We start from the raw sequence: 16,896 nt of genomic DNA, 5'->3' as shown, positions 1-16,896 counted from the left end.
CCGTCAGTTGACGCTTCCCATCAGAGCCTTCACCCTGCCCCGGTACGCCCACACCGCCGCGCCCGCCACCACCGCGAGCACCGCCTCCAGCGCCACCACGCCCATACGGTCGAGGTTGACGCCCGCGACGGAGAGCAGGCCCGTCGTCGCGTCGCCCGCCGTGACCGCCAGGAACCAGACGCCCATCATCTGGGAGGCGTACTTCGCCGGCGCCATCTTCGTGGTGACCGACAACCCGACCGGGGAGAGGGTCAGTTCACCGACCGTCTGGACGAAGTAGATCGCCACGATCCACATCGCCGCAGCCTTGTGACCGCCCCCGGCGATCGACAGCGGGGCCAGGAAGAGGAAGAACGAGACGCCGACCAGGACCAGGCCCGACGAGAACTTCACGATCGTGCTCGGCTCGTTGCCGCGCCGGTTCAGAGCCAGCCAGAACCAGGCGAAGACCGGGGCCAGTGCCATGATCAGCACCGGGTTCACCGACTGGTACCAGGAGACCGGGAACTCCCAGCCGAGGACGGTGTTCTCGGCGTTCTGGTCGGCGAAGATCGACAGGGTCGTGGCGCCCTGGTCGTAGATCATCCAGAAGACGGCCGCGGCGACGAAGAACCAGATGTACGCCGACATCGACGACTGCTCGGATGCGCTGAGATCCTTGTCGCGCTTGATCCGCCCCAGCACGACCACCGGCACGATCAGCCCGAGCAGGATCAGCGGAACCATGACCCAGTTCAGCGTGTAGTGGCCCGAGAAGCCGACGAGCGCGTAGAAGACGGCCGCGACGCCCGCCCAGCTCGCCGCCTTGCGCAGCGTCGCGGACTTCTCCGCGGCGGACAGCGGGGTAGGGACGACGCTCGAACGCGCGTCCAGGTGCCGGCTGCCCAGCAGGAACTGGGTGAGGCCGAGCGCCATACCGAGCGCGGCGAGGGCGAAGCCGAGGTGCCAGTTGACCTTCTCGCCGACCGTGCCGATCACCAGCGGCGCGGCGAACGCGCCGGCGTTGATGCCCATGTAGAAGACGGTGAAGCCGCCGTCGCGGCGCGGGTCGTCCGGGCCGTCGTACAGGTGGCCGACCATGGTGGAGATGTTGGCCTTCAGCAGGCCCGAGCCGACTGCCACGAGGCCGAGGCCCGCGTAGAAGGTGCCCGCCGTCGGCAGGGCCAGGGTCAGATGGCCGAGCATGATGATGCCGCCGGCCACGGCGACGGTCCTGCGGGGGCCCCAGACGCGGTCGCCGAACCAGCCGCCCGGCAGGGCGAGCAGATAGACGAGCGAGACGTAGACGGAGCCGATCGCGGTCGCGGCCGTCGCGCTGAGGTGCAGTCCGCTCGGCGCGATCAGGTACAGCGGGAGCAGGGCTCGCATGCCGTAGTAGGAGAACCTCTCCCACATCTCGGTCATGAAGAGAGTGGCCAGTCCACGGGGGTGGCCGAAGAAGGACCGCGGGGAACCGGGGGGACCCGGTGTCAGGGATTCCTTCGTCAGGCTGGACGCCATGAGTCGTTCCTTGCTGGTCGGGACGCACAAAAAAGACCTTCAGCAGAAAAGTCGCCAAAGGTCCCCTGGTGCCGTTAAGGGCGTCCTTTCACCATACGACAGGGCACAGTCGTAAATGGAAGGACTTGAGACGTGAATCACAGGTGGTGGGTGAGTTTCATTCGCTTATTCAAAGGTAAGAGGCGGTATTTCATCGCAGAGGCATAGGCTGGGGCGCCAGTGTGCGGCGAGCGACGGCCGCACTGTCCCGAGTGCCCTCGTCCTGGCGTCCAAAGGTAAGAATCAAGAACACCTGGTCACACCACAGACGGTGTCCAGGGCGGTTTACCATCAGGTCATGACCCGTGTACTGCTCGCTGAGGACGACGCGTCCATCTCGGAGCCGCTGGCCCGCGCTCTGCGCCGGGAAGGTTACGAGGTCGAGGTGCGCGAGGACGGCCCGACCGCGCTCGACGCCGGCACCCAGGGCGGTATCGACCTGGTCGTACTCGACCTGGGACTGCCCGGCATGGACGGCCTCGAAGTGGCCCGTCGGCTGCGTGCCGAGGGCCTGACCGTGCCGATCCTCATCCTGACCGCGCGCGCCGACGAGGTGGACACCGTCGTCGGCCTCGACGCGGGCGCCGACGACTACGTCACCAAGCCCTTCCGGCTCGCCGAACTGCTCGCCCGCGTCCGGGCCCTGCTGCGGCGCGGCGCCGCCGAGCCGCAGCAGCCGCCCGCCACGCACGGCGTGCGCATCGACGTCGAGTCGCACCGGGCGTGGATGGGTGACGAGGAACTCCAGCTCACGGCGAAGGAGTTCGACCTGCTGCGGGTCCTTGTGCGGGACGCGGGGCGGGTGGTGACCCGCGACCAGTTGATGCGGGAGGTTTGGGACACGACGTGGTGGTCGTCGACCAAGACGCTCGACATGCATATTTCGTGGCTGCGGAAGAAGTTGGGCGACGATGCGGCGAACCCTCGGTACATCGCTACTGTCCGGGGCGTCGGATTCCGGTTCGAGAAGAGTTAGTCGACCACGCGCGTAACGTCCTGGGGGCTTGTGCGTTGAGCGCGGTTGCCGGCCGGTGGGGGCTTGTCGCGCAGTTCCCCGCGCCCCTGGAGCGCCCCTGCGGGGCGCCCAGGGAGCCAACAGGTCGTTGTCAGCCATTGCCCGGAGGGCACCGTGCGTCGTCGTCTTATTCAGTCCACCCTTGCTGTTGTGCTCGTGGTGATCGCCGTGTTCGGTGTGTCGCTTGTCATCGTCGAGACGCGGACGATCAGTTCCAGCGCCCAGGATCGGGTGGACTCCGAGGCCGTGCGGCTGGCCAGCATCGTGGACAGTCGCATCCTCGGCGACGAGCAGATCAACTCCAAGGTCCTGCGCGGCCTCGTCACCGGTGACCGGTACGCCGTCGTGCGCATCCCCGGCCGCGCGCCGATCGAGGTCGGGGACCAGCCCGTCGGTGACGTCATCTCCGCCGAGGAGGACGGCGAGGAGGGCGAGACCGTCCGGGTCGAGGAACCCCGTTCCTCCGTGACCCGCGAGGTCGGCCGCACCCTGCTGATCATCGGCGCCGTCGCGCTGCTCGCCGTCATCGCCGCCGTCCTGCTCGCCGTACGGCAGGCGAACCGGCTCGCCTCACCGCTCACCGACCTCGCCGAGACCGCCGAACGCCTCGGCTCCGGCGACCCGCGCCCCCGTCACAAGCGGTACGGCGTCCCGGAGCTCGACCGGGTCGCGGATGTGCTGGACAGCTCGGCGGAACGTATCGCCCGGATGCTCACCGCCGAACGCCGGCTGGCCGCGGACGCCTCCCACCAGCTGCGTACGCCCCTCACCGCCCTGTCCATGCGCCTTGAGGAGATCACCCTCACCGACGACCTGGACACGGTGAAGGAGGAGGCCACGATCGCGCTCACGCAGGTCGAACGCCTCACGGACGTCGTCGAGCGGCTCCTCACCAACGCGCGCGACCCGCGCACCGGCTCCGCCGTCTCCTTCGACCTCGACGAGGTCATCCAGCAGCAGCTCGCCGAGTGGCGCCCCGCCTACCGCAGCGCGGGCCGGGCCATAGTCAGCTCCGGTAAACGGCATCTGCAGGCCGTCGGCACGCCGGGCGCGGTGGCCCAGGTGCTGGCCGCCCTGATCGAGAACTCCCTCATGCACGGTGGCGGCACCGTCGCCCTGCGCACCCGCGTCATCGGCAACCAGGCCGTGATCGAGGTCACTGACGAGGGCCCCGGCGTCCCGGCCGACCTCGGCGCCCGGATCTTCGAGCGCGCGATCAGCGGCCGCAACTCCACGGGCATCGGCCTCGCGGTCGCACGCGACCTCGCGGAGGCCGACGCGGGCCGCCTGGAGCTGCTCCAGCAGCAGCCGCCGGTCTTCGGCCTGTTCCTGTCCCGCAACCCGCTGAAGAAGCCGCAGGGGGACGAGGAGGAGCGGACGGTCCGGTAAGAGTCCGGAGACAGTCCAGAAGTGGGTCCAGAAGTGGTCCGGAGGTGGTCGGGGGCAGTCCGCAGACTGTCAGCCGACGTGCTGGCGCTGCGTCCGGCGCTCGGGAGCCGTCCGTCCCTCCGGAAGAGATGCCGGGTCCGTCTCTTCCAGGAACGATTCGGCGCTGGCGACCGCCTCACGCGCCGGAAGCGTACGGAACACCCACGTACGGTACGACCAGAACCGGAACAGGGTCGCGACGCCGATCCCGACGAACTTGAAGACGTTGCTCTGCAGCGGGCTGTCCAGGCCGAAACCGTACGTCGCCGCGTAGAGCACGCCGTTCTCGATGACCAGTCCGACCGCGCTGAACAGCAGGAACAGCGTCAGTTCCTTCGTACGGCCGCTCTTGTCGCGGTCCCGGTACGTGAAGTAGCGGAAGCCGATGTAGTTCGAGCAGATCGCGACGACCGTGGCGGTCACACTGGCGCGGACGACCGGCAGGTCCGTCGTGTTGCGCACCAGGTTGAACACCAACAGGTTGACGAGAAGCCCCGCCGTGCCCACCGCGCCGAACTTCGCCACCTCGGCCGCGAACTGGTCGAATCGCCGGCGTACGGCGCTCCGGGGCTTCGTATGAAGCCCCTCGGAACCACCTTTGGAACCACGTTCCATGGTCTGTCGGCCCCCGTCTGTGGGATCGCAGTGTGGGATTTCGTCAACCCAGCCATGCTAACCACCCTCTTTGGGGCTTGCCTGTGCGCATCGGGTCACAGGCGTGTAATCGAGCCGCGATGGCCGGGCCGATACTCTTGGAGGGTGACGTTCCCGGTAGTCGGCATGGTCGGCGGGGGGCAGCTCGCTCGTATGACACACGAGGCGGGCATCCCGCTCGGCATCAGGTTCAAGCTTCTCAGTGACACCCCGCAGGAGTCCGCGGCGCAGGTCGTAGGTGATGTCGTCATCGGCGACTACCGCGACCTGGAGACGCTGCGCGCCTTCGCGCAGGGGTGCGATGTGATCACCTTCGATCACGAACACGTCCCGACCGAGCATCTACGGGCCCTGGAGGCGGACGGCATCCCCGTCCGCCCCGGCCCCGACGCGCTCGTGCACGCCCAGGACAAGGGCGTGATGCGAGCGAAGCTCGACGAGATCGGGGTGCCGTGCCCGCGCCATCGCATCGTGCGCGATGTCGCGGACGTGGTGGCCTTCGCAGCCGAGGGTCTCTCCGAAGGTGCCCAGGGCGACGGTTTCCCGGTTGTCCTCAAGACCGTCCGCGGCGGGTACGACGGCAAGGGTGTGTGGGTCGTCCGCTCCGAGGCGGACGCCGCCGACCCCTTCAGGGCCGGCGTCCCGGTCCTGGCCGAGGAGAAGGTCGACTTCGTACGGGAGCTGGCGGCGAACGTCGTCCGCTCTCCGCACGGTCAGGCGGTCGCCTACCCGGTCGTCGAATCGCAGCAGGTCGACGGCGTGTGCGACACGGTCATCGCCCCGGCGCCCGGCATAGCGGAGGAGCTGACCCTCCAGGCCACGGAACTGGCCCTGCGCATCGCCAAGGAACTCGGCGTGGTCGGCCACCTGGCCGTCGAACTGTTCGAGACCCGGGACGGTCGCATCCTCGTCAACGAACTGGCGATGCGCCCGCACAACTCGGGCCACTGGACCCAGGACGGCGCGATCACCAGCCAGTTCGCCAACCACGTCCGCGCGGTCCTCGACCTCCCGCTCGGCGACCCGCGCCCCCGCGCCAAGTGGACGGTCATGGCGAACGTCCTGGGCGGCGACTACCCCGACATGTACTCCGCGTACCTGCACTGCATGGCCCGCGACCCCCAGCTGAAGATCCACATGTACGGCAAGGACGTGAAGCCCGGCCGCAAGGTGGGCCACGTCAACACCTACGGCGACGACCTCGACGACGTGCTGGAGCGCGCCCGTCACGCAGCCGGCTACCTGAGAGGCACGATCACAGAATGAGCCCCGTTGCAGAACCCGGTGCAGGTCCCGTCGTGGGCATCGTCATGGGTTCGGACTCCGACTGGCCCGTCATGGAGGCCGCCGCCCAGGCCCTGGACGAGTTCGAGATCGCGTACGAGGTCGACGTCGTCTCCGCGCACCGCATGCCGCACGAGATGATCGCGTACGGCGAGCACGCCGCCGAGCGCGGGCTGAAGGCGATCATCGCGGGGGCCGGGGGTGCCGCCCATCTCCCCGGGATGCTCGCGTCAGTGACCCCGCTCCCCGTGATCGGCGTCCCGGTCCCCCTCAAGTACCTCGACGGCATGGACTCCCTGCTGTCGATCGTGCAGATGCCGGCCGGTGTGCCGGTCGCGACGGTCTCGGTCGGCGGCGCGCGCAACGCGGGCCTGCTCGCGGCCCGCATCCTGGCCTCGCACGACGAGGAACTCCTCGGCCGGATGCGGGACTTCCAGCAGGAGCTGAACGACCAGGCCACCGAGAAGGGCAAGCGGCTGCGCGCCAAGGTCGCGAGCGGCGCGGGCAACGGCAGCGGCTTTGGCTTCGGGAAGTGACGTCCGTGAGCTCCCTTGAGGAAGCCCGGGCACTGCTGCGCGAGTTCCCGGTCGTCGACGGCCACAACGACCTCCCGTGGGCGCTGCGCGAACAGGTCCGCTACGACCTCGACGCCCGCGACATCGCCACCGCCCAGAACGCCCACCTGCACACCGACATCCCGCGTCTTCGAGAGGGCGGGGTCGGTGCGCAGTACTGGTCGGTGTACGTCCGCTCGGACCTCCCGGACGCGGTGCCGGCGACCCTCGAACAGATCGACTGCGTACGTCAGTTGATCGCGCGGTACGGCAACGAGCTGCGGCCCGCCCTCACCGCCGCCGACATGGAGGCGGGCCGGCGTGAGGGCCGTATCGCCTCGTTGATGGGCGCCGAGGGCGGTCACTCGATCGCCAACTCCCTCGGCACCCTGCGGGGGTTGTACGAGCTGGGCGTGCGCTATCTGACCCTCACCCACAACGACAACGTGGCGTGGGCGGACTCGGCGACGGACGAGCCGGGCGTCGGCGGTCTGTCGGAGTTCGGCCGTGAGGTGGTCCGTGAGATGAACCGCCTCGGCATGCTGGTCGACCTCTCGCACGTGGCGGCGACAACGATGCGGCACGCCCTGGACACGTCCGTCGCGCCGGTGATCTTCTCCCACTCCTCCTCGCGCGCGGTGTGCGACCACCCGCGCAACATCCCCGACGACGTGCTGGAACGCCTGCCCGTCAACGGCGGGATGGCGATGGTGACGTTCGTACCGAAGTTCGTCCTCCAGGCAGCCGTCGACTGGACGGCCGCCGCGGACGACAACATGCGCGCCCACGGCTTCCACCACCTCGCCACGACCCCCGAGGCGATGAAGATCCACCGGGCTTTCGAGGAGGCGAACCCGCGCCCGGTCGCCACGGTCTCGACGGTCGCCGATCACCTGGACCACATGCGAGAGGTGGCCGGAATCGACCACCTGGGCATCGGCGGCGACTACGACGGCACAGCGTTCACTCCGGACGGGTTGAACGACGTCTCCGGCTATCCGAACCTCATCGCGGAACTCCTCGACCGGGGCTGGTCGAAGGGTGATCTCGCCAAGCTGACCTGGGAGAACGCGGTGCGGGTGCTGGGGGCTGCGGAGGATGTGGCGCGTGAGGTGCGGGGGAGGCGTGGGCCGTCCCACGCCACGGTGGAGGAGTTGGACGGGTGAGGGAGCGCTGAACCCGTCAGAACACGCCAGAGAGACGACCGTCTGTTGAACCGTCGCCACAACGGGTAAGAACCGTAGGCATGTTCAGCGTTTCTCGGAGCGGGGCGAGACGTGGAGGGGGGCAGCGTTGGCCGGGGACCGGGGTGCCGTTGTTTGGCGGAAGAGCAGCTACAGCAACACGACAGATCAGAATTGCTGCGAGGTCGCGGTGTTTCCCGGGGCGGTCCGGGTGCGCGATTCCAAACGGCCGGACAGCACACCAGTGAGCTTTACCGCGGATGCCTGGTGCGCGGCGATAGCGTTGTTCCTCGCACCGGATGCCACCGGGCGGGGCCACGTGTGACGGTGTGGTGACGCGGACCGAGTACAGGATGTGAGATGAGCGGCGAACGCCGAGAGCAGACGGTGACCGGGTATCCCGGGCTGGCCGGGTACTGCGTGGTGACCGGTGTGCTCGCCATGGCTGCCGGGGCAGGTGTCTCACTGCTGGGCGGAAGTCCGTCGATGCGACTCGTGATGTGGCTGGCGGTGCTTGTCGCGGTGTCCGCGGCTGCGGGCTGGTGGTGGGTGCGTGCACCGGCTACGGCCCGCCACTGGACGGTGGATCTTCTGGTCCGTCCGGCAGCGAGGAACGTACCGCCTCGAAGGCCATGACGAACGCCCAGATCGTGAGCGGTCCACCGCCGAAGGCGACGACCAGACAGAACCAGGGCGGCACGCCCATCCCGATCCCGGCGAAGGCCACCAGGGTGAGAGTGGCCGAGGAGAACACGACCAGGGCGGCGAGGTTGCGCAGCAGTCTGATCGTGTCGTCGACCTCGGCCCGCCGGCGCCGGGGACCGGGCGTACGGGCAGGTGTTTCGTCGGGGACGGCCCCCGGCTCCAGGAACATGTTGAAGCCGGGCCAGGGGCGCCGAGAGCGGCCGGGATCCAGCTCCGGTCCCTGGCACTCGTCGTCGCTGGTCATGGCGTCCCCTGGGCCTAAGCACACGCTGACTGGATGTCAGGAGCGGTGGAAGTTTTCGATCAGGTCGTCGAACAGAGCCATCGTGTCCTCCTCGTTGAGCGCCTTGTTCTCCAGATCCTCGAAGCACTCCTGGTAGCGGGCGACCAGTTCCCGGTCGTCCCGGTTGGTGAGCGTGCCGCCGGGACCTGAGACGTACAGGACGTCCTCGTCGTCGCGGAAGCCCAGGAGGGTGAAGCTGCTGTCCAGGCTGTCGTGCGCGCCGGCTGCGAAGGGCAGGACGCGCAAGGTGGCGCGCTGCTCGGTGGCGAGGCTCTTGAGGAAGGTCAACTGGCGCCGCATGGTCGCCGCGCCACCGATCCGGCGGCGCAGTGCGGCCTCGTCCAGGATCATCTCGATCCGGGGGCCGTCCTCCTGGAGGGCCCTCTCCTGCCGGGCCAGTCGCAGGTCGATGAGCTGCCTGGCCTTCGGGGCGGGTTCGCCGATCTCGAAGAGGGCGGTGATGTAGTCCGAGACCTGCAGCTGACCCGGAATGAGACTCGGGTGGTATGCCCGGATGACGTCCGCTGCGCTCTCGTAGCCCAGGTACTGGTTGAACGGCTGGCTGATGACGTCGTTGTACGCCGACCACCAGGACTGTCCCTTGCTGCCCCGGGCCGCCTCCTCCAGGTCCGCGACGACCTCGGGGTTGTCCACGCCGTACTCGAGCAGCATCGCGCGCAGGTCCGTGACGGACAGGCTGACCGTGCCTGCCTCGATGCGGATCAGCTTGGACAGCGACCACTCCAGCGCGTCGGCCGCGTCACGCTGCGTCAGACCGCGCTTGTCGCGGGCTGATTTCAGCGCCAGTCGCAGCTTGCGGCGATTGAGACTCGGGTCCACGGCCGTGGGCATGATGCTCCCTCAGGATCTTGACAGCGGCGGTTCGGCACTGGTCGTGCCGAAACTTCGCCATCGTAGTAGGTCGACCCGCGTCACATCCATTCGCCCCTACTCCAATCGAAGTACGGCCTGTCGCCGCCGTCTGTATGGACCTACCCGAACGACACATGTCTAATCGACGGGAGCTGTCGGAGTGTGGCGAAGTTGCGTAGCTCACATCTACGGGAGTCGCGCATGCGGCGGGTGAGGCAAGAAGGGACTCGTGTGACGTACCCCCGAACGCCCCACCCACCAGGAAGCCTTCTCGCCTCCGTGCGACGGTGACCGTATTGCGATCACGAGGTAGATCACGACGTACGGAGCCCGCCATGGCCGACCTGCAGGACGAACTGCACACCACAGCCGAGGTCGGGGAACTCGACCCGCCGGCCCCACCGCCCGTCCCCTTGCCGGAGCCCGACGACCATTTCGACGACCACAGCACGGCCGAGTCCGAGTTCTCACCCATCTCCGACCCGGACGCCGCCCCCCTCGACCGCGCCCACGCCATCCTCGCCGTGCACCCCGTCGCCGACGGCTACAGCGGGTTGCCCTGGGCGTTGCGGCACCTCCCCTGGTACGACCTGGAGCTCGGTGAGAGCACCGTCGACACCGATGTGCCCCGGATGCGGCGCGGCCACGTGGGCGCGCTCTTCTGGGCGCTGCACCTGCCGGATGGGCTCGCCGGTGACCGGGCCGTCGGCGCCACCCTGGAGCAGTTCGACCTGGTGAAGACGGTCGCTCGAAGCCACCCCGAGGGGCTGCGTCTCGCGAGCACCGCCGGGCAGGTCACCGACGCCCGCAACTGCGGACGCGTCGCCGTCGTGCTCGGACCCGCCGCGGCCGCCGCGATCGACGACTCGATCGGCATCCTGCGCGTCCTGCACTCCCTGGGCCTGCGCCTGCTCACCCTCGCCGGGGCGTCCTGGGCGAGCGAGGCCGGACTGACCCGGTTCGGCGAGGAGGTCGTCCGCGAGATGAACCGGCTCGGCGTGCTGGCCGACCTCTCGGGCGCCTCCCCGGCCACCGTCCACCGCGCCGTCACGATCTCGAAGGCGCCGGTCGTCTGCACCCGCTCCGCGGCCCGCGCCCTGCGCCCCCATCCCGCCAACCTCCCCGACGAGACGCTCGCCGAGCTGGGCGCGGCCAGAGGCCTGTGCCTGGTCCCGCTGACGGCCGAACAGACCGGGCCGTCCGTCCGTGACGTCGCCGACCATCTCGACCACGTCCGTGCGGTCGCGGGCCCGGAGTGCGTCGGCCTGTCCGGCACGTACGACTCCGGCAACGCTCACCCGCAGGAACTCGGCGACGCCTCCTGCTACCCGAACCTGATCGCCGAACTCCTGCAACGCGGCTGGACCGAACCCGACCTCACCCTCCTCACCTGGGGAAACGTCCAACGCGTCCTGCGCAGCGCCGACTTCACGGCCAAGGCGGCCCAGCAGCGCAGGGAGCCGTCCACGGCGCGGATCGCGGAGCTGGACGGCTGACCTGCGTCAGGGACTCAGCTGTGCTCGATCCGGCAGAGGCAGAACGGATGCCCCGCCGGATCGGCGTACACCCTGAACTCCCGCTTCCCGTCCTGGTCGTCCAGGTCCAGCGGGCGGGCGCCCAGCGCGAGGACCGCCTCCTGCGCCGCGTCCATCTCCGCCCAGGTGGACCCGGCGTCCAGGTCGAGATGGAACTGCTGGGAGTCGTGGTCGGCCCGCGGCCACTCGGGCGGGGAGTACCCGGGCGCCCGCTGGAAGGCCAGCCGTGGCCCGCCCGGGACATGGAGGACGACCCACTCGGGGTCCTCGTCAGCGGGCGTACCGCCGACGACCTGCGCGTAGAAACGGGCCAGCGCGCGAGGATCGGGACAGTCGACGACGACGGTACGGAAACGGGCCACGGGTGTCCCGGGTGTCATGGGTTCCTCCGTTCGTTGCGTCCGTTACGTCTGTTCAGCCGACGCAGAGACAGAACGGGTGCCCTGCCGGGTCCGCGTAAACCCTGAAGGAACGGGCCCGGTCCTCCGTGTCCAGCGGCTTCGCGCCCAGCGCGAGCACCTCCCGCTCGGCCGCGTCCAGATCGGCCACGGTCACGTCGAGATGGAACTGCTGCGAGGCGTCGGGCGCCGGCCACTTCGGCGGTACGTGTCCGGGGGCGGCCTGGAAGGCCAGCTTCGGGCCGTCCGGGATCCGCAGATCGATCCAGTCCTCCTCGACCTCGGGCGTACCGCCCAGCAGCCCGGCGTAGAAGGTGGCGAGTACGCCGGGGTCGGGACAGTCCAGGACGACAGAGTCGAGCTTGGCGATGGGCATGACTTCCTCCGTTGGTTGCCTTGCTCTGTTACTTCGGCTTCTCTGCTTCCCCTTTTCCCATTCCCTGTACCCCGCCGAGCGGGTTGATGGGCATACCGCTTCTAGGCTTCCCCTTCGGCTTCGTCCCTTCCACGCGGAGCGGCGGCTCGCGAACCCACCAGCAGCAGGCACAGCACCGCGATCCCGGCGACGATCCCCGTCAGGAGGAGCAACGGGTCCAGCGGCCGTGCCGAGCCGACGGCGGCGGACTGCGCCTGGGGGGCCGGCTCGGCGACCGGCAAGGCGGGGGACGGCGGCGAGGCGGCTGATGCGGTGGTGGGTGCCGGTGAGGCCCGGCCGGGGGCTTTCGGCGCCGCTGCCGAGGCCGGGGCCGTCCGGACCGGTGTGCGGCCGGTCGACGAGGTCGGATGGGTCATACCGGTCCCGGTTCCGGTCCCGTGGTGCTCCGATGTCGATCCTGATCCTGATCCCGAGCCCGAGGTGGGTTCCGTGTGGGTGTGGGAGTGCGTCGGGGCCGCCGACGGCGCGGGCGCCGCCGCCTGTACCGCGATTCCGGCCGTCATGTTCGGATGCACGGTGCAGTAGTAGGCGTACGAACCTGCCGTCGTGAAGGTGAAGCTCCAGCTCTCGCCCTTGTTCAGCATGGGGGAGTGGATCTGGACCGGGCCCGAGGTGGTCTTCACGTCGTGCGGGGCCGTGTCCTGGTTGGTCCAGGTCACCGTGGAGCCGGCGGGGACACTCAGCGTCGCCGGGGCGAAGGCGTACCCCTGCATGGTGACCCGGTAGGTGGCCGCCGATGCCTGCCCGGGCGCGGCCGACAGGAGTGCGACGAGGGCGAGTACGGCGAGTACGAGGCGGAGGGCGGCCCTGTGCACGGGCTGCACCGGATGTACCGGCCTTCCTGCCGTCCTCACGCGAACTCCGCGGCGACCAGCAGCCGCAGCCGTGTCGCCGGGCGTGGCAGGCGACCGGGCCGGAAGCCGGTCGCACGGCGCAGCAGCCGGTACGGCAACAGGGCGGTGCCCACGACGAGCAGACGGTCGTCGGCGCGCTCGACGACTCGAAGGCGAAGGAGGGCGGGGAATCGGACTCCGCGCAGGTTCAGGTCGCCGGTGAGCTGCAACTTCCGTCCGCCGTCGAGAAGTTCGACGGTGTCGGAGGTGAGGACGGTGGGGGTGCCGTCCGTCCGGTCGAGGCCCTCGAACTCGAAGCGGAGGGTGGGGGCGGCGTGTTCGGGCTCGGTGGGGTCGGCGGGCACGGTCAGGGTGGCGTCGGTGAGGGCGACACGTCGGCGGTGGGTGGGCAACGGGCCGTACCAGGCGGTGAGTTCGACCAGCGAGCGGTCGGGGGCCACGGCGTACCGGCCGGGGCGTGGCAGTACGGCGGTGGCGGTGGTGGTGGGCAGGGTGACGGTTGTCATCCCGGTCTCCTTGGAAAGCGGTTCCTGAAGTGTGGCGGGGGTGTGGAGAATGGGGCGGGCGCCGGTCCGGCCGACTGAGCCTCGGCCGGACCGGCGTCCTTTCCTCGGGGGCGAACCCCGTCAGCAGCTGCCGGTGAGGAAGTCCTCGGTGGGTGTGAGCAGGTGCTCGGCCCAGACCGTGTGCATCTTCACGTAGCTGTCGACGTCGAGCAGATCGGTGATCTGCTGCCCGAGCGACTCCTCCAGGTGCGCCTTGTTGATGTGGGTCAGCAGCACACTGAGCGTTTCGTCGACAACCGTGCCGCCGCCCTCGACGGCGGGCGTCAGGATCGTCTCGATCCACACCGTGTGCAGCTTGATGTACGAGTCCAGCGCGAGCGCGTCCTGTACCTGCTGGCCCGGGGACCGCTCCAGGTGCGCGGCGTTGATGTGCTGGAGGATCGGCAGGAGCACGTCCTGGACGCTGGCGCACTGCTCACCGCTGCCGCCCCCGGAACCGCCGGTGCTGCCACCGGACGAGCCGCCCGAGGTGCTGCCGCCGGTGCCGCCACTGCCACCGGTGGTGCTGCCGCCGCTCGACCCCGAGCCGCCCGTCGACCCACCGGTCGACCCACCGGTCGACCCGCCCGACGTACCGCCGGTGGAGCCACCCGTGGACCCGCCGGTGGAGCCACCCGTGGACCCGCCAGTGGATCCGCCAGTGGAACCGCCCGTCGAACCGCCGGTCGAGCCCCCTGTCGAGCCGCCCGTCGAGCCACCGTCGGCCGCGACGACCTTCACCGACGCGACCATGTCCGGGTGGACCGCGCAGTAGTACTCGTACGTTCCCGCCGTGGTGAAGGTGTACGACCAGGAGTCGCCCTGCGCCAGCGTGCCCGAGTCGAACTTCTTCGGGCCCTTGGTGGTGGTGACCGTGTGCGGCACGCTGTCGTGGTTGGTCCAGCGCACGGTCTCGCCGACCTCGACGACCAGCTGCGCGCCGTTGCCGAACTTGTTGTTCATGATGTCGACCTGGTGGTCGGGTGCCGCCGCGGTGGCGGGCTGTGCCTCGGCGGCCGCGGCCGCCACGGCTGCGGGCGCCTGAGCCGCGCCCGCCGCCGTGTCCGAGGTGGTGGCCGGGGTGCTGCCGGAGGCCGCCTGGAGCAGTCCCAGACTGAGCACGGCGGCGAAGGCCGCGCCGAGCCCCGCAACCAGCAGGGACCGGTTCCCGGCGGGCGACCTGCGGCGCGGTGCGCGCTCGCCGGCCCCACCCGTTTCGTCGGTGCGTTTCAAAGCAACTCCTAGATTTTCAGGGGGAGTTCACTGGCCGGGATCGGCAGTGACCAACAGACTCGTCACGGCGAGTACGACGAGGACGAGCCCCGTCTCGGCCGCGACCGAGTAACCGAAGGGCCGCACGGTGGCGGCGTCGCCGCGCAGCAGCACGGCGAGATCGAGGCGGGTGCGTACCCACTGGCGACTGCACTGCGCGGCCACCAGAACGCCCCCGAGCACGGCAGCCTTGACCAGCAGCAACTGCCCGTACGAGGTGTGCAGCAGGGCGTCGTACGACCCCACGACCTGCCAGGCGAGCACCAGCCCGGCGCCGGCGATCGCGGCGACCGAGACGGCGGCGAGCCGCGAGTAACCGGGCACCACCGAGGCCAGCTCGACGGGCCGGCGCCGCGGCAGCACGGCCACCGTCAGCATCACCAGGCCGCCGATCCACAGGGCTGCCCCGAGCAGATGGACGAGGTCGGCGACAGCACCCCAAGTCGGCTCGCTGCCCTCGGAGTTGTGCCCTCGTATACCGGTCGACCGCAGCAGCCCGAGAGTCACCGCGAGGGCGCCCACGCGCCAGCCGGGCGAGCGCGAGGTAAGGGCCCCGCCCTGCAGCAGCGCGCTCAGCACCACAGCCGCGAGCACCCACAGCAGCCCGCGCGCGGCGAGCGCGACACCGGGCTCGGTGGTGAGCACCTCGGTGTACGAGGCCGGGCGCAGCGCGTCCCGCAGACCGCCGAAGGAGACATACGCGCCCTGGAGCCCGATGCCCGCGACCGTCGACAGCAGTCCGCACACCCAGGCCGCCGCGAGCAGCGCCCGCGCCCGGGTCACCTCCGCGCCGCGCGGCCACAGCAGCGTGATGAAGGCGAGCCCGCCGACGAACACGGCCAGCGCGAGATACCCGGCCCAGCGAGCGGCGACGAGGCCCTTCCGCACCAGGGGCGAAGGGGAAGGGGCGGCGGCCTCGTCGCCGCGGTCCTGGGTGCCCCGGGGACTCTGGGCGCCTTGGGCGGCCGCGGTGCTCGCCGTCGGGCCGATGGTGAAGGTGAGCCGGCCGGAGGAGGCGTGGCCGTCCTCCATGTCGACGACGGACCAGACGACGGAGAGCGTGCCGTTCGCCGGTCCACCGGTGGCGATGCGCACGGAGTCGGTGCCGGCGTGCGGTGCGCGGGTCACGGGGAGCCGGTCACCGTCGAGCGTCATGGCGCGGACGTCGGTGAGGTCGACGGGTTCGTCGAAGGTGAGGACGAGCTGGTCGGGAGTCTTGGCGAGGCGCGCGCCGTCCTTCGGGGCGGAGCTGACGAGTTCGGTGTGGGCCGCGGCCGGTGGAGCGCCGACCAGGCCGTAGAGGAGGGCGCCGAGGAGGAGCGGGAAGAGGACGCGGAGAGTGCGGCCGCGGGTCACGGGGTGGCCTCCGGCAGCGGGGACCCGGAGGGGGCGGGGGAGGGGGAGGAAGCGGAGCCGCCGAGCAGGGTGGAGAGAGGGGCGAGCCCGACGCACGGGGAGACCGTCGGCTCGGGGGTCTCGTCGTCGTCCGTACCGGTGCTGTCCGTGCCGCTGTCGTCCGTGCCGTTGAGGAGGCCGAACAGGGGCTGGGTGATACCGGTGAGGAGCGGCGCCACGAGCCGTACCTCACCGTCGGCGCAGGCGCCGTCGTCGGTGGGCGGCCCGGAGTCGGAGGGGGTGGGGGAAGGGGAGGGAGCGGGGGCGGGAGAGGTGCCGGGAGGCAGGGTGGGCGGCGGGGTCGTCGGGGAGGTGCCGTGCCCGGCATGGCCCGGGTGACCCGCGGTGCCGGTTCCGGAGCCGGTGCCCGTGTCGCCGTACACCGGCAACTCCCCGGTGCCCACCGGTACTTGGCCCGTCCAGCCGCTGGTGTCGCCACCCATTCCGCTGCCCGGCAGCTGGACGCCGGAGTCGCCCGGGGTGGTGTTCGGGGGTGCCGTGGCCGCGGGTGACGACGGCGGGGGAGCGGCGGCCTCGGCGGCGCCGGGGGTGGTGGAGGCGCCGATGCCCGACGCGTAGCCGAGCACGATCACCACCGCCCCGACGAGAGCCCCCGCGACGAACTCGTCACGATGGTCCCTCGGCCAATTCGCCCTGCGGAACAGGGGCATGATTACTCTCCCTGGCATGGTCCGGTCATTCCGGTCGGTGAATGCGGACCATTGGAGGGCGGTGTGGATTCCGCGTGGCTACGCGCCAGTTAACTGCCTGTTGCCCACCTCTCTTTCGGGGGTACCCCCGCTGTGAGATGGGTCCAGAACGCTCTTAATACGCGCAATGCGACTGTGGAGAATTCGTGCCGATGTGCAGCAATTCCCACACATCGCTCGAATGGAATTCGAACCAGTTCTGGGGATTCTGGGGAGGCGGCATATGCCGCCC

The 16,896-nt window shown here is 70.0% G+C and carries 18 protein-coding genes; 7 read left to right on the top strand and 11 right to left on the bottom strand.

Annotated elements, in window-relative coordinates; translation table 11 throughout:
• Nucleotides 1-3: 3 nt before the first annotated feature.
• Nucleotides 4-1,500, bottom strand: coding sequence for an oligopeptide:H+ symporter (locus tag OG734_RS17575; RefSeq protein ID WP_330288445.1), 1,497 nt, complete (start codon nucleotides 1,498-1,500; stop codon nucleotides 4-6).
• Nucleotides 1,501-1,837: 337 nt separating this feature from the next.
• Here OG734_RS17575 and OG734_RS17570 point away from each other — a divergent pair, with 337 nt between their 5' ends.
• The gene (locus OG734_RS17570) at nucleotides 1,838-2,515 is read left to right on the top strand and encodes a response regulator transcription factor (RefSeq protein WP_330288444.1); all 678 of its coding nucleotides are present in this window, start codon (nucleotides 1,838-1,840) and stop codon (nucleotides 2,513-2,515) included.
• A gap of 153 nt (nucleotides 2,516-2,668) precedes the next feature.
• A complete protein-coding gene (locus OG734_RS17565; protein WP_330288443.1) occupies nucleotides 2,669-3,943 on the top strand; it encodes an ATP-binding protein in 1,275 nt (424 codons plus the stop codon).
• Between the two features lie 69 nt (nucleotides 3,944-4,012).
• On the opposite strand, the gene OG734_RS17560 is transcribed toward OG734_RS17565, so the two are convergent.
• Entirely contained in the window at nucleotides 4,013-4,597 is a 585-nt protein-coding gene (locus tag OG734_RS17560) for a GtrA family protein (protein WP_330288442.1), read from the bottom strand.
• Between the two features lie 144 nt (nucleotides 4,598-4,741).
• On the opposite strand from OG734_RS17560, the gene OG734_RS17555 reads away from it, so the two are divergent.
• The 4 genes from OG734_RS17555 (at nucleotide 4,742) to OG734_RS17540 (ending at nucleotide 7,983) form a co-directional block, all read left to right on the top strand.
• Complete coding sequence (locus OG734_RS17555) at nucleotides 4,742-5,902, top strand: 5-(carboxyamino)imidazole ribonucleotide synthase (protein ID WP_330288441.1); 1,161 nt, start codon at nucleotides 4,742-4,744, stop codon at nucleotides 5,900-5,902.
• Complete coding sequence (purE, locus tag OG734_RS17550; protein ID WP_330288440.1) at nucleotides 5,899-6,456, top strand: 5-(carboxyamino)imidazole ribonucleotide mutase; 558 nt, start codon at nucleotides 5,899-5,901, stop codon at nucleotides 6,454-6,456. The genes OG734_RS17555 and purE overlap by 4 nt, the downstream gene beginning before the upstream one ends.
• A gap of 5 nt (nucleotides 6,457-6,461) precedes the next feature.
• Nucleotides 6,462-7,640, top strand: a complete 1,179-nt coding sequence (locus tag OG734_RS17545) for a dipeptidase (protein ID WP_443064870.1) — start codon at nucleotides 6,462-6,464, stop codon at nucleotides 7,638-7,640.
• Between the two features lie 127 nt (nucleotides 7,641-7,767).
• Nucleotides 7,768-7,983 carry a DUF397 domain-containing protein gene (locus OG734_RS17540; protein ID WP_330288438.1) on the top strand — a complete coding sequence of 72 codons (216 nt, stop codon included), beginning with the start codon at nucleotides 7,768-7,770 and terminating at the stop codon, nucleotides 7,981-7,983.
• Nucleotides 7,984-8,220: 237 nt separating this feature from the next.
• Here the strand turns inward: OG734_RS17540 and OG734_RS17535 are convergent, their stop codons facing one another.
• Both OG734_RS17535 and OG734_RS17530 read right to left on the bottom strand, forming a co-directional pair.
• Nucleotides 8,221-8,607 (bottom strand): hypothetical protein, encoded by a 387-nt coding sequence (locus OG734_RS17535; RefSeq protein WP_330288437.1) that lies wholly within the window; start codon nucleotides 8,605-8,607, stop codon nucleotides 8,221-8,223.
• Nucleotides 8,608-8,643: 36 nt separating this feature from the next.
• On the bottom strand, nucleotides 8,644-9,498 hold the full coding sequence (locus tag OG734_RS17530; RefSeq protein ID WP_330288436.1) for a helix-turn-helix domain-containing protein: 855 nt from the start codon (nucleotides 9,496-9,498) through the stop codon (nucleotides 8,644-8,646).
• A 356-nt stretch (nucleotides 9,499-9,854) separates the two neighbouring features.
• Between OG734_RS17530 and OG734_RS17525 the strand changes: the two genes are divergently transcribed.
• Nucleotides 9,855-11,015 (top strand): dipeptidase, encoded by a 1,161-nt coding sequence (locus OG734_RS17525; RefSeq protein ID WP_330288435.1) that lies wholly within the window; start codon nucleotides 9,855-9,857, stop codon nucleotides 11,013-11,015.
• A gap of 14 nt (nucleotides 11,016-11,029) precedes the next feature.
• On the opposite strand, the gene OG734_RS17520 is transcribed toward OG734_RS17525, so the two are convergent.
• The 7 genes from OG734_RS17520 to OG734_RS17490 all read right to left on the bottom strand — a co-directional run bounded on the left by OG734_RS17520 (nucleotide 11,030) and on the right by OG734_RS17490 (nucleotide 16,625).
• The gene (locus OG734_RS17520; protein WP_330288434.1) at nucleotides 11,030-11,434 is read right to left on the bottom strand and encodes a VOC family protein; all 405 of its coding nucleotides are present in this window, start codon (nucleotides 11,432-11,434) and stop codon (nucleotides 11,030-11,032) included.
• Nucleotides 11,435-11,468: 34 nt separating this feature from the next.
• The gene (locus OG734_RS17515; protein ID WP_330288433.1) at nucleotides 11,469-11,828 is read right to left on the bottom strand and encodes a VOC family protein; all 360 of its coding nucleotides are present in this window, start codon (nucleotides 11,826-11,828) and stop codon (nucleotides 11,469-11,471) included.
• Between the two features lie 101 nt (nucleotides 11,829-11,929).
• The gene (locus OG734_RS17510; RefSeq protein WP_330288432.1) at nucleotides 11,930-12,703 is read right to left on the bottom strand and encodes a cupredoxin domain-containing protein; all 774 of its coding nucleotides are present in this window, start codon (nucleotides 12,701-12,703) and stop codon (nucleotides 11,930-11,932) included.
• A gap of 35 nt (nucleotides 12,704-12,738) precedes the next feature.
• A complete protein-coding gene (locus OG734_RS17505) occupies nucleotides 12,739-13,248 on the bottom strand; it encodes a hypothetical protein (RefSeq protein ID WP_330288431.1) in 510 nt (169 codons plus the stop codon).
• Between the two features lie 120 nt (nucleotides 13,249-13,368).
• Nucleotides 13,369-14,520 (bottom strand): cupredoxin domain-containing protein, encoded by a 1,152-nt coding sequence (locus tag OG734_RS17500; RefSeq protein WP_330288430.1) that lies wholly within the window; start codon nucleotides 14,518-14,520, stop codon nucleotides 13,369-13,371.
• Between the two features lie 27 nt (nucleotides 14,521-14,547).
• Nucleotides 14,548-15,915 carry a copper resistance CopC/CopD family protein gene (locus OG734_RS17495; protein ID WP_330288429.1) on the bottom strand — a complete coding sequence of 456 codons (1,368 nt, stop codon included), beginning with the start codon at nucleotides 15,913-15,915 and terminating at the stop codon, nucleotides 14,548-14,550.
• Complete coding sequence (locus OG734_RS17490) at nucleotides 15,912-16,625, bottom strand: hypothetical protein (protein ID WP_330288428.1); 714 nt, start codon at nucleotides 16,623-16,625, stop codon at nucleotides 15,912-15,914. The genes OG734_RS17495 and OG734_RS17490 overlap by 4 nt, the downstream gene beginning before the upstream one ends.
• Nucleotides 16,626-16,896: the final 271 nt, after the last annotated feature.

This window comes from Streptomyces sp. NBC_00576 (assembly GCF_036345175.1).
Lineage (GTDB): Bacteria > Actinomycetota > Actinomycetes > Streptomycetales > Streptomycetaceae > Streptomyces.
This window is presented reverse-complemented; position numbering and strand designations above follow the sequence as displayed.

Excerpts from the sequence above, each read along its gene's own strand:
- OG734_RS17525 (WP_330288435.1), top strand. The coding sequence starts at position 9,855 with ATGGCCGACCTGCAGGACGAACTGCACACCACAGCCGAGGTCGGGGAA.
- OG734_RS17490 (WP_330288428.1), bottom strand. The coding sequence starts at position 16,625 with ATGCCCCTGTTCCGCAGGGCGAATTGGCCGAGGGACCATCGTGACGAG.
- OG734_RS17520 (WP_330288434.1), bottom strand. The coding sequence starts at position 11,434 with ATGACACCCGGGACACCCGTGGCCCGTTTCCGTACCGTCGTCGTCGAC.
- OG734_RS17560 (WP_330288442.1), bottom strand. The coding sequence starts at position 4,597 with ATGGAACGTGGTTCCAAAGGTGGTTCCGAGGGGCTTCATACGAAGCCC.
- OG734_RS17575 (WP_330288445.1), bottom strand. The coding sequence starts at position 1,500 with ATGGCGTCCAGCCTGACGAAGGAATCCCTGACACCGGGTCCCCCCGGT.
- OG734_RS17515 (WP_330288433.1), bottom strand. The coding sequence starts at position 11,828 with ATGCCCATCGCCAAGCTCGACTCTGTCGTCCTGGACTGTCCCGACCCC.
- OG734_RS17570 (WP_330288444.1), top strand. The coding sequence starts at position 1,838 with ATGACCCGTGTACTGCTCGCTGAGGACGACGCGTCCATCTCGGAGCCG.
- OG734_RS17530 (WP_330288436.1), bottom strand. The coding sequence starts at position 9,498 with ATGCCCACGGCCGTGGACCCGAGTCTCAATCGCCGCAAGCTGCGACTG.
- purE (WP_330288440.1), top strand. The coding sequence starts at position 5,899 with ATGAGCCCCGTTGCAGAACCCGGTGCAGGTCCCGTCGTGGGCATCGTC.
- OG734_RS17505 (WP_330288431.1), bottom strand. The coding sequence starts at position 13,248 with ATGACAACCGTCACCCTGCCCACCACCACCGCCACCGCCGTACTGCCA.
- OG734_RS17535 (WP_330288437.1), bottom strand. The coding sequence starts at position 8,607 with ATGACCAGCGACGACGAGTGCCAGGGACCGGAGCTGGATCCCGGCCGC.